A 21,037-nucleotide genomic window follows, 5' to 3' on the forward strand; every position below is an offset into this window, starting at 1 on the left:
CCTCGCCTACGCGTCGTACAGGTCGGCCTTGCGCGGTGTCGCGTCCTGCACCGCCGTGGACAGGGACGAGGAGCGGGAGCCGAACTTCTCGGTGTTCACGCCGTTCTCCTCCAGCACCTTGAGCGCCGCGGAGTGCACCACGCGCAGCACCGGCGTCGCCGCCCGCAGCGCGTCGTCCGCCATGAACCGGTGCCGCCAGGGCTTGTCCGCCCAGGCATGGCGCAGCCCGAACGGCTCGGGCAGGCTCAGCTTGCCGCCGAGCCAGTACAGCAGCGGCGGGTAGTTGGTCAGGGGCGCGCGGGCGGCCAGCCGTACCACCTCGTCCGAGTCGACCAGCGGGAGCTTGACCTTCCGGGTCTCCCAGAACTTGATCGACTTCTGGACCTCCTTCTCCTTGGCCGCCGGCTTGGTGGTGAACAGCGAGTGCACCGGTCCCAGGGCGTGCCCGGTGACCTCGATGCGCAGCGTCTCGTGCAGCACGGTCACCGTGATCAGCATCGTGATCACCAGCTGGCCGTCCCACAGGGTCCACTGCACGCCCAGGTAGTGCCGGTCGCCCGCGCCGAACTGCTGCTTGTTGCAGATCTCCTGCACGGCGTGCGGCTTCACCTGGTACGCCTCGACGTCCGTGCCCTCGGGCCGGGACACCGACGTGGCGTTCTCCCCGATGGGCGTGACGATCCAGTGGCGTATCGACGGCTTGGGGAAGCCGCCCGTGTTCAGCGGGCCGCGCTCCAGCATGCGGAGCCGGTCGTGGATGGCCTTGATGACGTCCCAGCTGCGGAACGGGTGGATCTCCCGGCCGGGGTCGGCCGGCACCAGGTCCTCGGCGAGCTGCCAGCTGCCCCAGCGCGTGCCCATGCCGAGGATGCCCTTGGGACCGGCGTAGAAGGCGGAGTTGGACTGCTGCTCGGCGCTCAGCCGGGCCAGCGACTGGCGGAGCTGCTCGGCCGCCGTCTCGCCGGGACTGCTCGGCACCGCCTCGGGCACCTTGGCGCCGACGCTGCCGCCGGACAGCAGGCTCTCCCAGCGCTCCCGCAGGTCACGGGCGGTCCGCTCGCAGATCCGCTTGGCCCAGAACCAGCCCAGCACCGGGGCCACCACGGACGCGCGCGCGTACCAGCCCCAGAAGCCGTCGAACGGCATGCGCAGCAGGAACAGCACGGCGAGGGCGCCGACGCCCACCAGCAGGGTGGTGGCGAGCGCGCCGGCCCGCTTGTCCTCGCGCTTGGCCATCGTCGTGCGGATCTGGAACACCAGCAACCACACGAGCAGGCCGGGCAGGAACAGCAGCCCGCACAGGACCATCACGGCGGTCAGCCAGTTGTCGCGCTCCCGGCGGATGCGGTGCGCCGCCAGCGCGTGCTCGACCACCACCTGGGGCTGGGTGCCGAAGGACTGGATGAGCGGGGCGCGGCCGGAGCCCAGCATCCGGTCGATGATCGCCCGGGAGAACGCCTCGCCCAGATTGGGCCGGAACAGCTTGACGCGCGGCTTGCCGACCGCCGACTTGTGCCACTCGCTGTTGGCCTTGAGTATCTCCTCGGCCTCGTTGTCCCGGTAGGCCGCCGAGGCCAGCGCGAGGGTGGGTGTCTGGCCCTCGTCGCCCGTGCGCGGTACCTGCGGACCGAAGAAATCCGCGAAACCGCTCTCAACGGTCATTCCCGCCCCCGATCGCCGCGACTGTCGTCTTGCGGCCTTCCCGACTTCCGTGCTGCGCACACCTGTTGATCAGGTGTTCAGCGTATAGGCAGCCGCCGCCGTCCGCCGGGGGTCGTTCCAAGCCGTTCTCCGGCACGGGGGAGGCGATACGGAGCGAACCGGGAGCGTGACCGCGCACGCGGGCGCCCGCCGGAACGGCCGGCGGGCGCCCCGGCGCGTCACGAGGCCGCGCGCGCCTCCCCCTTGACCCGTTCCGCGACCTGCGGCGGCATGGGCTCGTGCCGGACGTAGCGGCGGCTGAAGCGGGCGGTGCCGTGCGACAGCGACCGCAGGTCGACGGCGTACCGGCCGATCTCGATCTCCGGCACCTCCGCCCGGATCAGCGTGCGCCCGCCGGGCGACTGCTCGGTGCCCAGCACGCGGCCGCGCCGGCCGGACAGGTCGCTCATCACGGCGCCCACGTAGTCGTCACCGACCAGCACGGACACCTCGGCCACCGGCTCCAGCAGGAGGATCTTCGCGTCCGCGGCGGCCTCCCGCAGGGCCAGCGCGCCCGCCGTCTGGAACGCGGCGTCGGAGGAGTCCACCGAGTGCGCCTTGCCGTCCAGCAGGGTCACCCGCACGTCGATGAGCGGATGCCCGGTGGCGACTCCCTTCAGGGCCTGAGCCCTTATGCCCTTCTCCACCGAGGGGATGAACTGCCGGGGCACGGCGCCGCCGACCACCTTGTCCACGAACTCGATGCCCGAGCCGTTCGGCAGCGGCTCCACCTCGATCTCGCAGATCGCGAACTGCCCGTGCCCGCCGGACTGTTTGACGTGCCGGCCGCGTCCGGAGGCCGGGCCGCCGAACGTCTCCCGCAGCGACACCCGGTGCGGCACCACGTCGACCTGCACGCCGTACCGGCTGCGCAGCCGCTCCAGCGCCACGTCCGCGTGCGCCTCGCCCAGACACCACAGCACCACCTGGTGGGTGTCCTGGTTCTGCTCCAGCCGCATCGTCGGGTCCTCGGCCACCAGCCGCGCCAGCCCCTGCGACAGCTTGTCCTCGTCGGCCTTGCCGTGCGCCTCGATGGCCAGCGGCAGCAGCGGGTCCGGCATCTCCCACGCCTCCATGACCAGCGGGTCGTCCTTCGCGGACAGGGTGTCGCCGGTCTCCGCGCGGGAGAGCTTCGCCACGCACGCCAGATCGCCCGCGATGACGTGCGGCACCGGCCGCTGCAGCTTGCCGAACGGCGTGGACAGGGCGCCGACCCGCTCGTCGACGTCGTGGTCCTCGTGGCCCCGGCCGGTCAGACCGTGCCCGGAGACGTGCACGGTCTGGTCGGCGCGCAGCGTCCCGGAGAAGACCCGCACCAGCGAGAGCCGCCCCACGTAGGGGTCGGAGGAGGTCTTCACGACCTCCGCGACCAGCGGGGCGTCCGGGTCGCACGGCTTCAGCTCGCGCGGCCTGCCGTCCGGCGCGGTCACCTGCGGGGTGCCGTGCTCCAGCGGGGTCGGGAAGCCGCCCGTGATCAGGTCGAGCAGCTCCACCGTGCCGAGTCCCTGGCGGGCGCCGGGGGCGGCGGGCGCGGCGGCCAGGACGGGGAAGAAGACGCCCCGCGCCACCGCCCGCTCCGCGTCGTCGATCAGCGTCTCGACGTCGACGTCCTCACCGCCGAGGTAGCGGTCCATGAGGGTCTCGTCCTCGCTCTCGGAGATGATCCCCTCGATCAGCCGGCCGCGCGCCTCCTCGATCAGCGGCACCTGGTCCCCGACCGGCTCGTTCGCCACGCGCTCGCCGCTGGAGTAGTCGAACAGCTTGCGCGTCAGCAGCCCGATCAGGCCGGTCACGGGCGCGTGCCCGTCCGGCCCCTCGGGACCGCGCAGCGGCAGGTACAGCGGCAGCACCGCGTCCGGGTCGTCCCCGCCGAAGGTCTCCGCGCAGACCCGGGTCATCTCCTCGAAGTCGGCGCGGGCCGCCTCCAGGTGCGTGATCACGATGGCGCGGGGCATGCCGACCGCCGCGCACTCGTCCCACACCATGCGGGTCGAGCCGTCCACGCCGTCCGCGGCCGAGACGACGAAGAGGGCCGCGTCCGCCGCTCGCAGACCGGCCCTGAGCTCCCCGACGAAGTCGGCGTAGCCGGGGGTGTCCAGGAGGTTGACCTTGATGCCGTTCCACTCCACCGGCACCAGGGAGAGCTGCACCGAACGCTGTTGCCGGTGCTCGATGTCGTCGTAGTCGGAGACGGTGCCGCCGTCCTCCACGCGGCCCGCCCGGTTCACCGCCCCCGCGGTCAGCGCGAGGGCCTCCACCAGAGTCGTCTTGCCCGATCCGGAGTGGCCGACCAGCACCACGTTCCGTACGGACGTGGGACGGTCGGCCGCCTGTGCCCTGCCGGCGGCCCCGGGGTGTGTGTGCGCCTTGTCGCCCATGATCCTGCCTCCCGTGCACGGTGAGGTCACTGTGGGCGCGGACCCGTGGAACCCTTCCCCGGACCCCGTCCGGGGGCATCGCCTGCGGTGCGGCTCCGGCGGCGCCCGCGGTTCTTCGAGCTTTCCACTCCTGTCACGGCCCGTCCATACGAAGGACGTGCTCCCCGCCGCGGCCCCGGTCCGCGGGGGTGCGGCGGGGAGCACGGCGGCGCCCGCGCACGGCGTCCCGGGTGCCCCGCGGCCGCGCCCCCGCGCGCGTGGCTACGATGGGCCCGCCGGTGGCCAGCAGGGGCCGCACGGCCACACCGACCGTCGGGAAGGCCATGCTGAACAAGTACGCGCGTGCATTTTTCACGCGTGTCCTCACACCGTTCGCCGCGTTTCTCATCCGGCGGGGGGTCAGCCCCGACACGGTCACGCTCCTCGGCACCGCGGGCGTGGTGGCCGGTGCGCTGGTCTTCTATCCGCGCGGCGAGTTCTTCTGGGGCACGGTCGTCATCACGCTGTTCGTCTTCTCGGACCTGGTCGACGGCAACATGGCCCGGCAGCTGGGCCGCTCCAGCCGCTGGGGCGCCTTCCTGGACTCCACCCTGGACCGGGTCGCCGACGGCGCGGTCTTCGGCGGCTTCGCCCTGTGGTACGCGGGCTCCGGCGACGACGACGTGCTGTGCGCGGTGTCGATCTTCTGCCTGGCCAGCGGCCAGGTGGTGTCGTACACCAAGGCGCGCGGCGAGTCGATCGGGCTGCCGGTCGCCGTCAACGGGCTGGTGGAGCGGGCCGAGCGGCTGGTGATCTCGCTGGTCGCGGCCGGGCTCGCGGGCCTGCACGCGTTCGGGGTGCCCGGCATCCAGTACCTGCTGCCCGTCGCCCTGTGGGCCGTCGCCGTCGGCAGCCTCGTCACGTTGATCCAGCGCGTGGTCACCGTGCGCCGCGAGTCCGCCGAGGCGGAGGCCGCGGAGCGGCAGGCGCAGGGGAGCGAGGCCGCCCAGTGAGCGCCCGCGAGCGGCTCGCCGACGCCCTGTACGGCGCCGGCTGGAGCACCGTGAAGAGGCTGCCCGAGCCGGTCGCCGTGCGCCTCGGCCGGACCATCGCCGACGCCGCCTGGAAGCAGCGCGGCAAGGGCGTGCTGCGGCTGGAGAGCAACTACGCGCGCGTGGTGCCGGACGCGAGCCCGGAGCGGCTCGCCGAGCTGTCCCGCGCGGGCATGCGGTCCTACCTGCGGTACTGGATGGAGTCGTTCCGGCTGCCCGCCTGGAGCCCCGAGCGCATCGCCGGCTCCCTCACCGTGAAGGACCTGCACCACCTCGACGAGGGCATGGCGGCCGGCAAGGGCGTCGTCCTGGCGCTCCCGCACCTCGCCAACTGGGACCTCGCCGGCGCCTGGCTCACCACCAGGCTCGGCATACCGTTCACCACCGTCGCCGAGCGCCTCAAGCCGGAGACGCTGTACGACCGCTTCGTCGCCTACCGCGAGGGCCTCGGCATGGAGGTCCTGCCGCACAGCGGCGGCTCCGCCTTCGGCACCCTGGCCCGGCGGCTGCGCGACGGCGGTCTGGTCTGCCTGGTCGCCGACCGCGACCTGTCCGCCTCGGGCGTCGAGGTGAGCTTCTTCGGCCACGCCGCCCGCATGCCCGCCGGCCCCGCCCTGCTGGCCCAGCACACCGGCGCCCGGCTGCTGCCCGCCACCCTCTGGTACGACGCGCCGCCCATGATGCGGGGCCGGGTCCACCCCCCGGTCGAGGTTCCCGCGTCAGGCACGCGCGCCGAGAAGACGTCCGTGATGACACAGGCGCTGGCCGACGCCTTCGCCACGGGAATCGCCGGGCACCCGGAGGACTGGCACATGCTGCAGCGCTTGTGGACCGAGGACCTCGACCCCGCGCACGCCCCCGGCGGGGACCGGAAGGGGACGTCGTGAGGATCGGCATCGTCTGCCCGTACTCCTGGGACGTGCCGGGCGGCGTCCAGTTCCACATCCGCGACCTGGCCGAGTACTTCCTCCGCCTCGGACACGAGGTCTCCGTCCTCGCCCCGGCCGACGACGACACCCCGCTGCCCCCGTACGTCGTCTCCGCGGGCCGCGCGGTGCCGGTGCCGTACAACGGCTCGGTGGCCCGGCTGAACTTCGGCTTCCTGTCCGCCGCGCGGGTGCGGCGCTGGCTGCACGACGGCTCCTTCGACGTGGTGCACATCCACGAGCCGACGTCGCCCTCGCTGGGCCTGCTGACCTGCTGGGCGGCCCAGGGTCCGATCGTCGCCACGTTCCACACGTCCAACCCGCGCTCCCGCGCGATGATCGCCGCGTACGCCATCCTCCAGGCCGCCCTGGAGAAGATCAGCGCGCGGATCGCGGTGAGCGAGTACGCCCGCCGCACCCTCGTCGAGCACCTGGGCGGCGACGCCGTGGTCATCCCCAACGGCGTCGACGTCGACTTCTTCGCCGAGGCCGAGCCCAAGCCGGAATGGCAGGGCGACACCATCGGCTTCATCGGCCGCATCGACGAACCCCGCAAGGGCCTGCCGGTGCTGATGCGGGCGCTGCCGAAGATCCTCGCCGCCCGCCCGCAGACCCGGCTGCTGGTGGCCGGGCGCGGCGACGAGGAGGAGGCGGTCGAGTCGCTGCCGGCCGAGCTGCGCCCCCGCGTGGAGTTCCTCGGCATGATCAGCGACGAGGACAAGGCGCGGCTGCTGCGCAGCGTGGACCTCTACGTGGCGCCCAACACGGGCGGCGAGAGCTTCGGCATCATCCTGGTCGAGGCGATGTCGGCGGGCGCGCCGGTGCTGGCCTCCGACCTGGACGCCTTCGCCCAGGTCCTCGACCGGGGCGCGGCCGGCGAGCTGTTCGCCAACGAGGACGCGGACGCGCTCGCCGACGCGGCGGTGCGCCTCCTGGGCGACCCCGGGCGCCGCGCGGAACTCCGCGCGCGGGGCAGCGCCCATGTGCGCCGCTTCGACTGGTCGACGGTCGGCGCGGACATCCTCTCCGTCTACGAGACGGTCACCGCGGGCGCGGCGGCGGTCGCCACGGACGACCGGGCGACGGGTCTGAGGGCCCGGCTGGGGCTGGCGCGGGACTGAGACTCCGGGGCGTCACGTCCCGTGTCCTGAGCCCGCGTGCGCCGGACCCGGCGTCCGGGGTGCGGCCCCAGGGACCGCGCCCCGCCGCGCCGGTACTAGCCTTGCCGCCCGTGACCGCAACCCTGATCTGGATCCTCGTCGTCCTCGTCGCCGTCGGGCTGTACCTGAGCTGGACGGCCGGGCGGCTGGACCGGCTGCACGCCCGGATCGACGCCGCCCGTGCCGCGCTCGACGCGCAACTGCTGCGCCGCGCCTCGGTGGCGCAGGAGCTGGCCACCTCCGGAGTGCTCGACCCCGCCGCCTCGATCGTGCTGTACGAGGCCGCGCACGCCGCGCGGCAGGCGGTGGAGGAGCAGCGGGAGGTCGCCGAGAGCGAGCTCAGCCAGGCGCTGCGGGCGGTGTTCGCCGACCCGCAGCAGGTGGACGCGGTCCGGGAGGCGCCCGGGGGGGAGGAGGCCGCGCGGGAACTCGCCGAGGCCGTGCGCAGGGTGCCGATGGCCCGCCGCTTCCACAACGACGCCGTGCGCGCCGCCCGCGCCCTGCGGCTGCACCGCAAGGTGCGCTGGTTCCGGCTGGCCGGCCACGCCCCGTTCCCGATGGCCTTCGAGATGGACGACGAGCCGCCGGCGGCGCTGATCGAGCGGGCCGCCTGACGGCGCTTCCCGGCCGTCAGGAGCCCGCCCCTCGGCCGAGAACGAGCCACCGGCTCCTCATTGGCCCTTGATGTGGCCTGCTCCGGTCACGTTTCCTCGGTGCTGCAGAATCCCCCTCACCTCAGCGAGGTCATTCGTGTCCAGCACGCTCTCCGAAAACCAGGGTCCCGAGACCGGCACCGCGCGCGTGAAGCGCGGCATGGCCGAGCAGCTCAAGGGCGGCGTGATCATGGACGTCGTCACGCCGGAGCAGGCGAAGATCGCCGAGGACGCGGGCGCCGTCGCCGTCATGGCGCTGGAGCGCGTCCCCGCCGACATCCGCAAGGACGGCGGCGTGGCCCGCATGTCCGACCCGGACATGATCGAGGGCATCATCGACGCCGTGTCCATCCCGGTGATGGCCAAGTCCCGCATCGGCCACTTCGTCGAGGCCCAGGTGCTCCAGTCGCTCGGCGTCGACTACATCGACGAGTCCGAGGTCCTCACCCCGGCCGACGAGGTCAACCACTCCGACAAGTGGGCCTTCACCACCCCCTTCGTCTGCGGCGCCACCAACCTGGGCGAGGCCCTGCGCCGCATCGCCGAGGGCGCCGCGATGATCCGCTCCAAGGGCGAGGCCGGCACCGGCAACGTCGTCGAGGCCGTCCGCCACCTGCGCCGGATCAAGGGCGACATCGCCCGCCTGCGCGGCCTGGACAACCACGAGCTGTACGCCGCCGCCAAGGAGCTGCGCGCCCCCTACGAGCTGGTCAAGGAGGTCGCCGGGCTGGGCAAGCTGCCGGTGGTGCTGTTCTCCGCCGGCGGTGTGGCCACCCCGGCCGACGCCGCGCTGATGCGCCAGCTCGGCGCCGAGGGCGTCTTCGTCGGCTCCGGCATCTTCAAGTCCGGCGACCCCGCCAAGCGCGCCGCGGCCATCGTCAAGGCGACCACCTTCTACGACGACCCGAAGATCATCGCGGACGCCTCCCGCAACCTCGGCGAGGCCATGGTCGGCATCAACTGCGACACCCTGCCCGAGACCGAGCGCTACGCCAACCGGGGCTGGTGATGACCGCTCCCGTGATCGGAGTGCTCGCACTCCAGGGCGACGTACGGGAGCATCTGGTGGCCCTGGCCGCGGTCGACGCCGTGGCCGGGCCGGTCCGGCGCCCGGAGGAGCTCGCCGGGGTCGACGGCCTGGTGATCCCGGGCGGGGAGTCCACCACGATCTCCAAACTGGCCGTGCTCTTCGGTCTGATGGAGCCCCTGCGCGCCCGCGTGCGCGCCGGTATGCCCGTCTACGGCACCTGCGCCGGCATGATCATGCTCGCCGACAAGATCCTCGACCCGCGTTCCGGGCAGGAGACCGTCGGCGGCATCGACATGATCGTGCGCCGCAACGCCTTCGGCCGGCAGAACGAGTCGTTCGAGGCCGCCGTCGAGGTCGAGGGAATCGCCGGGGAACCCGTGCAGGGCGTCTTCATCCGGGCGCCCTGGGTGGAGTCCGTCGGCGCGTCCGCCGAGGTGCTCGCCGAGCACGACGGCCACATCGTCGCGGTCCGCCAGGGCAGGGCGCTCGCGACCGCTTTCCACCCGGAACTGACCGGGGACCACCGGGTGCACCGCCTCTTCACCGACATGGTGCGGGCGAACCGGAGGGGCGAATCCTTGTAGGATTCCTGCGTTCGTTGCAGCGATGGGTTACGCGAAGGAGACAGGCAGATGTCCGGCCACTCTAAATGGGCCACGACGAAGCACAAGAAGGCCGTGATCGACGCCAAGCGCGGCAAGCTCTTCGCGAAGCTCATCAAGAACATCGAGGTCGCGGCCCGGATGGGCGGCGCCGACCCCGACGGAAACCCGACGCTGTACGACGCCATCCAGAAGGCGAAGAAGCAGTCGGTCCCCAACAAGAACATCGACTCCGCGGTCAAGCGCGGCGCGGGCCTGGAGGCTGGCGGCGCCGACTACGAGACGATCATGTACGAGGGCTACGGCCCCAACGGCGTCGCGGTGCTCATCGAGTGCCTCACCGACAACCGCAACCGCGCCGCCTCCGACGTCCGGGTCGCGATGACCCGCAACGGCGGCTCCATGGCCGACCCGGGCTCGGTGTCGTACCTGTTCCACCGCAAGGGCGTGGTGATCGTCCCCAAGGGCGAGCTGACCGAGGACGACGTCCTCGCCGCCGTGCTCGACGCGGGCGCCGAGGAGGTCAACGACCTCGGTGAGAACTTCGAGGTGATCAGCGAGCCGACCGACCTGGTCGCGGTCCGTACCGCGCTCCAGGACGCCGGCATCGACTACGAGTCGGCCGACGCCAACTTCGTCCCGACCATGCAGGTCCAGCTGGACGAGGAGGGCGCGAAGAAAATCTTCAAGCTCATCGACGCGCTGGAGGACAGCGACGACGTGCAGAACGTCTTCGCCAACTTCGACGTCAGCGACGAGATCATGGAGAAGGTCGACGCGTGACGCGTCCGCGGGGCGGCGGGCCGACGGGACACACCCCGGCGGCCCGCCGCTCTGTCGGTGGCACCCGATAGCCTGCACAAACAGGTGATCGAGCAAGGGGGCGACGCATGCGCGTACTGGGGGTCGACCCGGGACTGACCCGGTGCGGTGTCGGCGTCGTCGAGGGGCTCGCGGGACGCCCGCTCACCATGCTCGGCGTGGGAGTCGTCCGCACGCCGACGGACGCCGACCTCGGCCACCGCCTGGTCGCCGTCGAAGAGGGCCTGGAGCAGTGGCTCGACGAGCACCGCCCGGAGTTCGTCGCCGTGGAGCGCGTCTTCAGCCAGCACAACGTGCGCACGGTGATGGGCACCGCCCAGGCCAGCGCCGTCGCCATCCTCTGCGCCTCCCGGCGCGGCATCCCCGTCGCCCTGCACACGCCCAGCGAGGTCAAGGCCGCCGTCACCGGCTCCGGCCGCGCCGACAAGGCCCAGGTGGGCGCCATGGTGACCCGCCTGCTGCGGCTCGACGCGCCGCCCAGACCGGCCGACGCCGCCGACGCCCTCGCGCTCGCCATCTGCCACATCTGGCGCGCCCCCGCCCAGAACCGGCTCCAGCAGGCCGTCGCCGCCCACGCGGCGCGCGCCCCGCAGACCACCCCCCGGGCCCCCGCGGCCCGCCACGCATCGAAAGGCCGTACGGCATGATCGCCTTCGTCAGCGGCACGGTCGCCGCCCTCACCCCCGACACCGCGGTGGTCGAGGTCGGCGGCGTCGGCATGGCCGTCCGGTGCACGCCGGACACGCTGTCCACGCTGCGCGTCGGACAGCACGCGAAGCTCGCCACCTCCCTCGTCGTCCGCGAGGACTCCCTGACCCTGTACGGCTTCGCCGACGAGGACGGACGCCAGGTCTTCGAGCTGCTCCAGACCGCCAGCGGCGTCGGCCCCCGGCTGGCCCAGGCCATGCTCGCCGTGCACAGCCCCGACGCCCTGCGCCGCGCCGTGGCCACCGGCGACGAGAAGGCGCTGACCGCCGTCCCCGGCATCGGCAAGAAGGGCGCCCAGAAGCTCCTCCTCGAACTGAAGGACCGGCTCGGCGAGCCCACCGGCGCCCCCGCCGTCGGCGCGCCCGTCACCGCCGGCTGGCGCGACCAGCTGCACGCCGCCCTCATCGGACTGGGGTACGCGACCCGTGAGGCCGACGAGGCCGTGGCCGCGGTGACCCCCCAGGCGGAGGCCGCCGGGGGCGGCGTACCGGTGGGGCAGCTGCTCAAGGCGGCCCTGCAGACGCTGAACCGCGCCCGATAGACCGCGACCGCCGCCCAAGGGCCCACGACCGCGCCCGAGTCCGTACGGAGAGCTGAGGCACACGCACATGAACTGGGACGACACGAACGACACCGCCGCCTCCGAGCGGCTGGTGGAATCGGTCGCCGACCGCGAGGACCAGGCCGTCGAGGCCGCGCTGCGCCCCAAGGACCTGGGCGAGTTCATCGGCCAGGAGAAGGTCCGCGAGCAGCTCGACCTGGTGCTGCGGGCCGCCCGCGCCCGCGGCGCCACCGCCGACCACGTGCTGCTCTCCGGCGCCCCCGGCCTCGGCAAGACCACCCTCTCCATGATCATCGCGGCGGAGATGGACGCCCCCATCCGCATCACCTCCGGCCCCGCCATCCAGCACGCCGGCGATCTCGCCGCGATCCTCTCCTCCCTCCAGGAGGGCGAGGTCCTCTTCCTCGACGAGATCCACCGCATGTCCCGGCCCGCCGAGGAGATGCTGTACATGGCGATGGAGGACTTCCGCGTCGACGTGATCGTCGGCAAGGGCCCCGGCGCCACGGCGATCCCGCTGGAGCTGCCGCCCTTCACCCTGGTCGGCGCCACCACCCGGGCCGGTCTGCTGCCGCCTCCGCTGCGCGACCGCTTCGGCTTCACCGCCCACATGGAGTTCTACGAGCCGGCCGAGCTGGAGCGGGTCGTCCACCGCTCGGCGAGCCTGCTCGACGTGGAGATCGACACCGAGGGCGCCGCGGAGATCGCCGGACGCTCCCGCGGCACGCCCCGCATCGCCAACCGCCTGCTGCGCCGGGTCCGCGACTACGCGCAGGTCAAGGGCGACGGCCGGATCACCCAGGACGTCGCCGCCGCGGCCCTCGCGGTGTACGAGGTGGACGCCCGGGGCCTGGACCGGCTGGACCGGGCGGTGCTGGAGGCGCTCCTCAAGCTGTTCGGCGGCGGTCCGGTCGGCCTGTCCACGCTCGCCGTCGCGGTGGGGGAGGAGCGTGAGACCGTGGAGGAGGTGGCCGAGCCCTTCCTGGTGCGGGAGGGACTGCTCGCCCGTACCCCCCGGGGACGGGTGGCGACGCCCGCGGCATGGTCGCATCTCGGCCTCACGCCGCCGCGCTCGCAGGCCGCCGGAAACGGACAAGGGGACCTGTTCGGGGCGTGACGGCGGGCGCGTTGGCCCGGGCAGGAACCCGGGTGCCATGCTGAGCGTTGTTCCCTTGGCGCGGACTCGCCTAGACTCCGCCGGTGCCGCCCTTGTCGGCGGCAGCACACACCCCCAACCATCAGGCCGTTCACCATCGCGGTCGTGTGAAGGAAGTTCCGACCCGTGAGTCTCCTGACCCTCCTCCCGTTCATTGTGCTCATCGGGGCCATGTTCCTGATGACCCGGTCGGCCAAGAAGAAGCAGCAGCAGGTCATCGAGATGCGGAACCAGATGCAGCCCGGTTCCGGCGTCCGCACGATCGGGGGCATGTACGCCACGGTCAAGGAGGTCAACGAGGACACCGTCCTCCTCGACGCCGGGCCGGGCGTGGAGCTGCTGTTCGCGAAGAACTCGATCGGCGCCGTCCTGAGCGACGACGAGTACAACCGCATCGTCCACGGCATCGAGCACGACCCGCAGTCCGACGCCGACGTCGTCCCCGACGACGCCTCCTCCCTCACCGAGACCGACGACTCCTCCGACGCTGCCGCCGACTCCGACGACACGCCCGTCGACCTCGGCAAGAAGGACGCGGAGGACGAGCCGGCCGACGCCACGGCGGACGCGCGCGCGAAGAAGTCCGACGGCGGCACCGACGCGAAGTAGCCGTGCTCCGGGGCGCGCGGGTACCGCCCGCGCGCCCCGGACCATGCCCGGCTCGCACGGGATCATCCCGACACCACGTCATGGCCGCCGGCCTCCCTCCCGGGACCGGGCGGCCCGAGAGGGAGTACAAAGGTGGCAGCACTCAAAAAGGGACAGAACGCGAGCGCCACAAGCAAGCCGTGGCGCTCGCTGGCTCTGATCCTGATCGCCATCGTGGCGCTCACCGGAGGGATGTTCGCCTCCGGTCACACCACTCCGCGTCTGGGCATCGACCTGGCCGGCGGCACGAGCATCACGCTGGCGGCGGTCCCCGAGGCGGGCCAGGAATCCGCGATCAACAAGACCAACATGGACACCGCGGTCTCCATCATGGAGCGGCGGGTCAACGGTCTGGGCGTCTCCGAGGCCGAGGTTCAGACGCAGGGCGACCGCAACATCATCGTCAACATCCCCAAGGGCACCAACTCCGAGCAGGCCCGGGAGCAGGTCGGCACCACCGCCAAGCTGTACTTCCGCCCCGTGATCGCCACCGAGCTGGCCGGCGGCGGCGCCGCCCCCGAGCCGAGCGCCACCGGCGCCCCCTCCGGCGACCCCTCCTCCGGCAAGGCCACGGACGACGCGAGCGAGGAGGCCACCGACGGCTCCGCCGCGTCCGCCACCCCCTCGTCGAGCGCCACCGCCCAGGGCCGCGCGGTCACCGACGCCCTGAAGGCCGACGAGAGCCCGTCCGCCACCGACGAGGCGAGTCCCTCCCCGTCCGCGACGGGCGGCGCCTCCGAGGACGCCGACAGCAAGCTCCAGGCCGAGTACGCCAAGCTCGACTGCACCAAGGAGAGCGTCCGCGCCACCGCCGGTGACGGCGCCAAGGCCACCGACTCCACCGTCGCCTGCGGCCAGAACTCCGAGGGCCAGTGGCAGAAGTACATCCTCGGCCCGGCCGCCGTCGACGGCACCGACGTCGACGAGGCCGACGCCGTCCTCAACACCCAGTCCGGCGCCGGCTGGACCGTGACCATGCAGTTCACGGGCGAGGGCTCCAAGAAGTTCGCCGACATCACCGGCCAGCTCGCGCAGAAGCCGTCCCCGCAGAACCAGTTCGCGATCGTCCTGGACGGCGAGGTCGTCTCCGACCCGTACGTCCGGCAGGCCCTGACCGGCGGCAACGCCGAGATCTCCGGCAACTTCACCCAGCAGTCGGCGCAGGAACTGGCCAACATGCTGTCCTACGGCGCCCTGCCGCTGACCTTCCGCGAGGACAGCGTCACCACCGTCACCGCCGCCCTCGGCGGCGAGCAGCTCGAGGCCGGCCTGATCGCCGGCGCCATCGGCGTCGCGCTGGTCGTGCTGTACCTGCTGATCTACTACCGCGGCCTGTCCTTCATCGCCGTCGCGTCCCTGCTGGTCTCCGCGGCCCTCACCTACGTGATCATGTCGCTGCTCGGCCCGACCATCGGCTTCGCGCTGAACCTGCCGGCCGTCTGCGGCGCCATCGTGGCCATCGGCATCACGGCGGACTCCTTCATCGTCTACTTCGAACGGGTCCGGGACGAGATCCGCGAGGGCCGCTCGCTGCGCCCCTCCGTGGAGCGGGCCTGGCCGCGCGCCCGGCGCACCATCCTGGTCTCCGACTTCGTGTCCTTCCTGGCCGCCGCCGTGCTCTTCGTGGTCACCGTCGGCAAGGTGCAGGGCTTCGCGTTCACCCTGGGGCTGACCACGCTCCTCGACGTCGTGGTGGTGTTCCTCTTCACCAAGCCGCTGCTGACGCTGATGGCCCGCCGCCCGTTCTTCGCGAGCGGCCACAAGTGGTCCGGTCTCGACCCGAAGGCGCTGGGTGCGAAACCGCCGCTGCGCCGCACCCGCCGTCCCTCCGCCCCTGCCCTGACGAAGGAGGCGTGAGAGATGTCGAAGCTCGGCACCCTCGGCGCCCGACTGCACCACGGCGAGATCGGCTACGACTTCGTCAAGAACCGCAAGCTCTGGTACGGCGTCTCGATCCTCATCACCATCGCGGCCATCCTCGGCCTGGGCGTGCGCGGCCTGCACATGGGCATCGAGTTCCAGGGCGGCGCGGTCTTCACCACCCCGAAGAACATGAGCGTCTCGGTGGCGACCGCCGAGGACTACGCGGAGGACGCCTCCGGCCACGACGCCATCGTCCAGAAGCTCGGTGACGGCAGCCTGCGCATCCAGGTCGCCGGCATCGACACCAAGACCTCGGACGCCATCAAGGACCGGCTCGCCGGCGACCTCGAGGTCGACGCCGAGAAGATCAACGCCGAACTGGTCGGTCCCAGCTGGGGCGAGCAGATCGCCAACAAGGCCTGGCAGGGCCTGGGCATCTTCCTCATCCTGGTCGTGATCTACCTGGCGATCGCCTTCGAGTGGCGCATGGCCGTCGCCGCGTTCGTCGCGCTGATCCACGACATCACCATCACGGTGGGGATCTACGCCCTCGTCGGCTTCGAGGTCACCCCCGGCACGGTGATCGGTCTGCTCACCATCCTCGGCTACTCGCTGTACGACACGGTGGTCGTCTTCGACAGCCTCAAGGAACAGACCAAGGACATCACCAAGCAGACCCGCTGGACGTACAGCGAGATCGCCAACCGGTCGATCAACAGCACCCTGGTGCGGTCGGTCAACACCACGGTGGTGGCGCTGCTGCCGGTGGCGGGCCTGCTGTTCATCGGCGGCGGTGTCCTCGGCGCCGGCATGCTGAACGACATCTCCCTGTCGCTGTTCGTCGGCCTCGCCGCCGGCGCGTACTCCTCGATCTTCATCGCCACCCCGCTCGTCGCCGACCTCAAGGAGCGCGAGCCGGCCATGAAGAGCCTGAAGAAGCGCGTGCTGGCCAAGCGCGCCCACGGCGGCGACCCGGACGACGGCCGGGACACCCCCGTGACCCACGACGGCCACGACGAGCCCGCCGACGTCGCGGCGGCGGTCGTCGGGCCCCGCACCCAGCCCGCGTCCCGCGTCCGCGGCCGCGGCCGACCCTCAGGAAAGCGCAGATGACCGAGCACGCCGACCTCTCCGCCCTGCTGCTGAGCCGCATCCGGGACGTGGCGGACTACCCGGAGCCGGGCGTGATGTTCAAGGACATCACGCCGCTCCTGGCCGACCCCAAGGCGTTCGACGCGCTGACCGCCGCCCTCGCGGACGTCGCCCGCCGGGCCGGCGCCACCAAGGTCGTCGGCCTGGAGGCCCGCGGGTTCATCCTCGGCGCCCCGGTCGCGCTCCGCGCCGGCCTGGGCTTCGTCCCCGTCCGCAAGGCGGGCAAGCTCCCCGGGGCCACCCTCAGCCAGGCGTACGACCTGGAGTACGGCTCGGCCGAGATCGAGGTCCACGCGGAGGACCTCGGCGCCGACGACCGCGTCCTGGTCGTCGACGACGTCCTGGCCACCGGCGGCACCGCCGAGGCGTCCCTCCAGCTCATCCGCAGGGCGGGCGCCGAGGTCGCGGGCCTCGCCGTGCTGATGGAGCTCGGCTTCCTCGGCGGCCGGGCCCGGCTGGAGCCCGCCCTGGCGGGCGCACCGCTGGAGGCGCTGCTCACGGTCTGAGCCCACAGGGGCGCCGGAAGCGGCCCCGGAAACACCGCGCAGGCGGACCCGGAGGAATACGGGTCCGCCTCGTGCGTTTCTCCTGTCGACGGCCCTCACACCGTTCCGGAGGCGATCGGCGGGCACGGGCTCGCTACCATGGGACCTCCGGAGCCTGACCGAGGGACCCGGATCGCGCACGAGGAGTCCTCTTGCCAGACGAGGCCCAGCACCTGACCGCCGCCAAGCCCGAGCCCGCCTCGGCGCCGGCGGCGAAGCCCGCGCCGAACACGCCCCAGGCGAAGAACGACCCCCGCGGGCCGGTGCAGCGCGCTCAGGCGGCTCCCGTGGACAAGCCCGAGCAGCCGCGTCCCAAGCCGTCCCCTCCCGAGCGCTCCGCGTCCCCGGCCCGTCCCAACGCCGGCCAGCCGCGCTCCGGCTCCTCCAACCGCGTCCGCGCCCGCCTGGCCCGGCTCGGCGTCCAGCGGGCCAACCCGTACAACCCGGTGCTGGAGCCGCTGCTCCGGATCGTGCGGAGCAACGACCCGAAGATCGAGAACGCCACGCTGCGCCAGATCGAGCGTGCCTACCAGGTCGCCGAGCGCTGGCACCGCGGCCAGAAGCGCAAGAGCGGCGACCCGTACATCACGCACCCGCTCGCCGTCACCACCATCCTCGCCGAGCTCGGCATGGACCCGGCGACGCTGATGGCCGGGCTGCTGCACGACACCGTCGAGGACACCGAGTACGGCCTGGAGGACCTGCGCCGCGACTTCGGCGACGTGGTCGCGCTGCTCGTCGACGGCGTCACCAAGCTGGACAAGGTCAAGTTCGGCGAGGCCGCCCAGGCCGAGACCGTGCGCAAGATGGTCGTCGCCATGGCCAAGGACCCGCGCGTCCTGGTCATCAAGCTCGCCGACCGCCTGCACAACATGCGCACCATGCGCTACCTCAAGCGGGAGAAACAGGAGAAGAAGGCGCGCGAGACCCTGGAGATCTACGCGCCGCTCGCCCACCGCCTGGGCATGAACACCATCAAGTGGGAGCTGGAGGACCTCGCCTTCGCGATCCTCTACCCCAAGATGTACGACGAGATCGTCCGCCTGGTCGCCGAGCGCGCCCCCAAGCGCGACGAGTACCTCGCCATCGTCACCGACGAGGTGCAGCAGGACCTCAGGTCCGCCCGCATCAAGGCGACCGTCACCGGCCGCCCCAAGCACTACTACAGCGTCTACCAGAAGATGATCGTCCGCGGCCGCGACTTCGCGGAGATCTACGACCTGGTGGGCATCCGCGTCCTCGTGGACACCGTCCGCGACTGCTACGCGGCCCTCGGCACGGTGCACGCGCGCTGGAACCCGGTCCCCGGCCGGTTCAAGGACTACATCGCGATGCCCAAGTTCAACATGTACCAGTCGCTGCACACGACGGTCATCGGCCCCGGCGGCAAGCCCGTCGAACTGCAGATCCGCACGTTCGACATGCACCGCCGCGCCGAGTACGGCATCGCCGCGCACTGGAAGTACAAGCAGGAGGCCGTCGCCGGCGCCTCCAAGATCCGCACCGACGCGCCCAGGTCGTCCGGCAGGAGCAAGGACGACCACCTCAACGACATGGCGTGGCTGCGCCAGCTCCTCGACTGGCAGAAGGAGACCGAGGACCCGGGCGAGTTCCTGGAGTCGCTGCGCTTCGACCTCTCGCGCAACGAGGTCTTCGTCTTCACGCCCAAGGGCGACGTCATAGCGCTGCCCGCCGGCGCCACTCCCGTGGACTTCGCCTACGCGGTGCACACCGAGGTCGGCCACCGCACCATAGGCGCCCGGGTCAACGGCCGCCTGGTGCCGCTGGAGTCGACCCTCGACAACGGCGACCTGGTGGAGGTCTTCACCTCCAAGGCGGCCGGCGCCGGCCCCTCCCGCGACTGGCTCGGCTTCGTGAAGTCGCCCCGCGCCCGCAACAAGATCCGCGCCTGGTTCTCCAAGGAGCGCCGCGACGAGGCGATCGAGCAGGGCAAGGACTCCATCGTCCGCGCCATGCGCAAGCAGAACCTGCCCATCCAGCGCATCCTCACCGGCGACTCGCTGGTCACGCTGGCGCACGAGATGCGCTACTCCGACATCTCCGCGCTGTACGCGGCGATCGGCGAGGGACACGTCTCCGCGCAGAACATCGTGCAGAAGCTGGTGCAGGCCCTCGGCGGGGAGGAGGCGGCCACCGAGGAGATCGACGAGTCGGTCCCGCCCACCCGCAGCCGCCGCAAGCGCCGCTCCAGCGCCGACCCCGGCGTCATCGTCAAGGGCGTCGAGGACGTGTGGGTCAAGCTCGCCCGCTGCTGCACCCCGGTGCCGGGCGACCCCATCATCGGCTTCGTCACCCGCGGCAGCGGCGTCTCCGTGCACCGCAACGACTGCGTGAACGTCGACTCGCTGTCCCGCGAGCCCGAGCGGATCCTCGAGGTCGAGTGGGCGCCCACCCAGTCGTCGGTGTTCCTGGTCGCCATCCAGGTCGAGGCACTGGACCGCTCCCGGCTGCTGTCGGACGTCACGCGCGTGCTGTCCGACCAGCACGTCAACATCCTGTCCGCGGCCGTGCAGACCTCCCGCGACCGGGTCGCCACCTCCCGCTTCACCTTCGAGATGGGCGACCCCAAGCACCTGGGCCACGTCCTGAAGGCCGTACGCGGCGTGGAGGGCGTCTACGACGTCTACCGCGTCACCTCGGCCCGCAACCGCGGGTAGGCGCGCGCAGGGCACACGAAAGGGGCCGCCGAGGTACGGCGGCCCCTTCGTCGCGCGTGCGGCGGGCTCAGCCGCCGAACTCCTGGAGACCCTTCAGGGCCTGGTCCAGCAGGGCCTGGCGGCCCTCCAGCTCGCGCTCCAGCTTCTGCGCCTTCGCGGTGTTGCCCTGCGCGCGGGCCTGCTCGATCTGGCCCTTCAGCTTGTCCACGGCGGCCTGCAGCTGACCGGTCAGACCCTCGGCCCGCGCACGGGCCTCCGGGTTGGTCCGGCGCCACTCGGCCTCCTCGGCCTCCTGGAGGGCGCGCTCCACGGCGTGCATCCGGCCCTCGACCCGCGGGCGGGCGTCCCGCGGCACGTGGCCGATGGCCTCCCAGCGCTCGTTGATCGCGCGGAACGCGGCCCGGGCGGTCTTCAGGTCCGTGATCGGCAGGAGCTTCTCCGCCTCGCCGGCCAGCTCCTCCTTGAGCTTGAGGTTCTCCGCCTGCTCCGCGTCACGCTCCGCGAACACCGAGGAGCGGGCCGCGAAGAAGACGTCCTGGGCGCCGCGGAAGCGGTTCCACAGCTCTTCCTCGTGCTCGCGCTGGGCGCGGCCCGCGGCCTTCCACTGCGCCATCAGGTCGCGGTACCGGGCCGCGGTCGGACCCCAGTCCGTCGAGCCCGACAGCGCCTCGGCCTCGGCGACCAGCTGCTCCTTGAGCCGGCGGGCCTCCTCGCGCTGCGCGTCCAGCTGCGCGAAGTGCTGCTTGCGCCGCTTGGAGAACGCCGACCGCGCGTGCGAGAAGCGGTGCCACAGCTCGTCGTCGGACTTGCGGTCCAGCCGCGGCAGACCCTTCCAGGTGTCCACCAGGGCCCGCAGCCGCTCCCCGGCCGCCCGCCACTGGTCGGACTGCGCCAGCTCCTCGGCCTCGGTGACCAGCGCCTCCTTGGCCCGCCGGGCCTCCTCGGACTGCCGGGTCCGCTGCGCCTTGCGCTCCTCGCGGCGCGCCTCGACCAGCTCCACGAGCTTGTCCAGCCGGGCCCTCAGGGCGTCGAGGTCACCGACCGCGTGATGGGCGTCGACCTGCTCGCGCAGGTGGTCGATCGCGGCCATGGCGTCCTTGGACGACAGGTCGGTGGTCCTCACCCGCTTCTCGAGGAGGCCGATCTCGACAACCAGGCCCTCGTACTTGCGCTCGAAGTAGGCCAGCGCCTCGTCAGGGGAGCCGGCCTGCCAGGAACCGACGACCTTCTCGCCGTCGGCCGTACGCACGTACACGGTCCCCGTCTCGTCGACGCGGCCCCACGGGTCGCTGCTCACAGCGCCTCCTCCACATGATGCCGTCGAGGGGCCTGTGCGCTCCCCCGGGCATCGTCCACAGTTTCGTCACGGCCAACATAGGCGACCGACAGGATGCCTGTCCGCATCCCGCGCGACCGAAATTA

Annotated in this window: 18 protein-coding genes; 15 read left to right on the plus strand and 3 right to left on the minus strand. The window is 72.2% G+C overall.

All coding sequences use genetic code 11. The features are described from left to right. Positions 1-6: 6 nt before the first annotated feature. On the minus strand, positions 7-1,662 hold the full coding sequence (locus tag ACIQ8B_RS11260) for a hypothetical protein (protein ID WP_403546514.1): 1,656 nt from the start codon (positions 1,660-1,662) through the stop codon (positions 7-9). A gap of 218 nt (positions 1,663-1,880) precedes the next feature. Then, positions 1,881-4,079: an elongation factor G-like protein EF-G2 gene (locus ACIQ8B_RS11265; protein WP_403546515.1), complete on the minus strand. Its 2,199-nt coding sequence runs from the start codon at positions 4,077-4,079 to the stop codon at positions 1,881-1,883. A gap of 266 nt (positions 4,080-4,345) precedes the next feature. Here ACIQ8B_RS11265 and pgsA point away from each other — a divergent pair, with 266 nt between their 5' ends. The 15 genes from pgsA (at position 4,346) to relA (ending at position 19,615) form a co-directional block, all read left to right on the plus strand. Beyond that, positions 4,346-5,071, plus strand: a complete 726-nt coding sequence (gene pgsA, locus ACIQ8B_RS11270) for a phosphatidylinositol phosphate synthase (RefSeq protein ID WP_106415101.1) — start codon at positions 4,346-4,348, stop codon at positions 5,069-5,071. Beyond that, on the plus strand, positions 5,068-5,997 hold the full coding sequence (locus ACIQ8B_RS11275) for a phosphatidylinositol mannoside acyltransferase (protein WP_290004379.1): 930 nt from the start codon (positions 5,068-5,070) through the stop codon (positions 5,995-5,997). Before pgsA ends, ACIQ8B_RS11275 begins: the two co-directional genes overlap by 4 nt. Next, the gene (locus ACIQ8B_RS11280) at positions 5,994-7,157 is read left to right on the plus strand and encodes a glycosyltransferase family 4 protein (protein ID WP_403546516.1); all 1,164 of its coding nucleotides are present in this window, start codon (positions 5,994-5,996) and stop codon (positions 7,155-7,157) included. Before ACIQ8B_RS11275 ends, ACIQ8B_RS11280 begins: the two co-directional genes overlap by 4 nt. Before the next feature lie 110 nt (positions 7,158-7,267). Next, positions 7,268-7,810: a hypothetical protein gene (locus ACIQ8B_RS11285; protein WP_106416502.1), complete on the plus strand. Its 543-nt coding sequence runs from the start codon at positions 7,268-7,270 to the stop codon at positions 7,808-7,810. 136 nt (positions 7,811-7,946) lie between these two features. Then, positions 7,947-8,858 (plus strand): pyridoxal 5'-phosphate synthase lyase subunit PdxS, encoded by a 912-nt coding sequence (gene pdxS, locus ACIQ8B_RS11290; protein WP_403546517.1) that lies wholly within the window; start codon positions 7,947-7,949, stop codon positions 8,856-8,858. Beyond that, positions 8,858-9,463 carry a pyridoxal 5'-phosphate synthase glutaminase subunit PdxT gene (gene pdxT, locus ACIQ8B_RS11295; protein ID WP_403546518.1) on the plus strand — a complete coding sequence of 202 codons (606 nt, stop codon included), beginning with the start codon at positions 8,858-8,860 and terminating at the stop codon, positions 9,461-9,463. The genes pdxS and pdxT overlap by 1 nt, the downstream gene beginning before the upstream one ends. A 48-nt stretch (positions 9,464-9,511) precedes the next feature. Further along, positions 9,512-10,264, plus strand: coding sequence for a YebC/PmpR family DNA-binding transcriptional regulator (locus ACIQ8B_RS11300; protein WP_106415106.1), 753 nt, complete (start codon positions 9,512-9,514; stop codon positions 10,262-10,264). A 107-nt stretch (positions 10,265-10,371) separates the two neighbouring features. Beyond that, positions 10,372-10,950 (plus strand): crossover junction endodeoxyribonuclease RuvC, encoded by a 579-nt coding sequence (ruvC, locus tag ACIQ8B_RS11305; protein WP_403546519.1) that lies wholly within the window; start codon positions 10,372-10,374, stop codon positions 10,948-10,950. Then, on the plus strand, positions 10,947-11,552 hold the full coding sequence (gene ruvA / locus ACIQ8B_RS11310) for a Holliday junction branch migration protein RuvA (RefSeq protein WP_403546520.1): 606 nt from the start codon (positions 10,947-10,949) through the stop codon (positions 11,550-11,552). The genes ruvC and ruvA overlap by 4 nt, the downstream gene beginning before the upstream one ends. A 67-nt stretch (positions 11,553-11,619) precedes the next feature. Further along, entirely contained in the window at positions 11,620-12,690 is a 1,071-nt protein-coding gene (ruvB, locus tag ACIQ8B_RS11315; protein ID WP_290004372.1) for a Holliday junction branch migration DNA helicase RuvB, read from the plus strand. Positions 12,691-12,855: 165 nt separating this feature from the next. Continuing rightward, positions 12,856-13,338, plus strand: a complete 483-nt coding sequence (yajC, locus tag ACIQ8B_RS11320) for a preprotein translocase subunit YajC (RefSeq protein ID WP_106415110.1) — start codon at positions 12,856-12,858, stop codon at positions 13,336-13,338. A gap of 132 nt (positions 13,339-13,470) precedes the next feature. Continuing rightward, a complete protein-coding gene (secD, locus tag ACIQ8B_RS11325) occupies positions 13,471-15,234 on the plus strand; it encodes a protein translocase subunit SecD (RefSeq protein WP_106415111.1) in 1,764 nt (587 codons plus the stop codon). Positions 15,235-15,237: 3 nt separating this feature from the next. Further along, the gene (gene secF / locus ACIQ8B_RS11330) at positions 15,238-16,353 is read left to right on the plus strand and encodes a protein translocase subunit SecF (protein WP_106415112.1); all 1,116 of its coding nucleotides are present in this window, start codon (positions 15,238-15,240) and stop codon (positions 16,351-16,353) included. Next, positions 16,350-16,898 carry an adenine phosphoribosyltransferase gene (locus tag ACIQ8B_RS11335; RefSeq protein WP_290004369.1) on the plus strand — a complete coding sequence of 183 codons (549 nt, stop codon included), beginning with the start codon at positions 16,350-16,352 and terminating at the stop codon, positions 16,896-16,898. Before secF ends, ACIQ8B_RS11335 begins: the two co-directional genes overlap by 4 nt. 191 nt (positions 16,899-17,089) lie before the next feature. Next, positions 17,090-19,615, plus strand: coding sequence for a GTP pyrophosphokinase (gene relA, locus ACIQ8B_RS11340; RefSeq protein WP_403546521.1), 2,526 nt, complete (start codon positions 17,090-17,092; stop codon positions 19,613-19,615). Positions 19,616-19,682: 67 nt separating this feature from the next. Here relA and ACIQ8B_RS11345 read toward each other — a convergent pair whose 3' ends face one another. After that, complete coding sequence (locus ACIQ8B_RS11345) at positions 19,683-20,912, minus strand: DUF349 domain-containing protein (protein WP_290004367.1); 1,230 nt, start codon at positions 20,910-20,912, stop codon at positions 19,683-19,685. Between the last annotated feature and the right edge of the window lie 125 nt (positions 20,913-21,037).

It is taken from the genome of Streptomyces sp. NPDC096105, assembly GCF_044763335.1.
Lineage (GTDB): Bacteria > Actinomycetota > Actinomycetes > Streptomycetales > Streptomycetaceae > Streptomyces.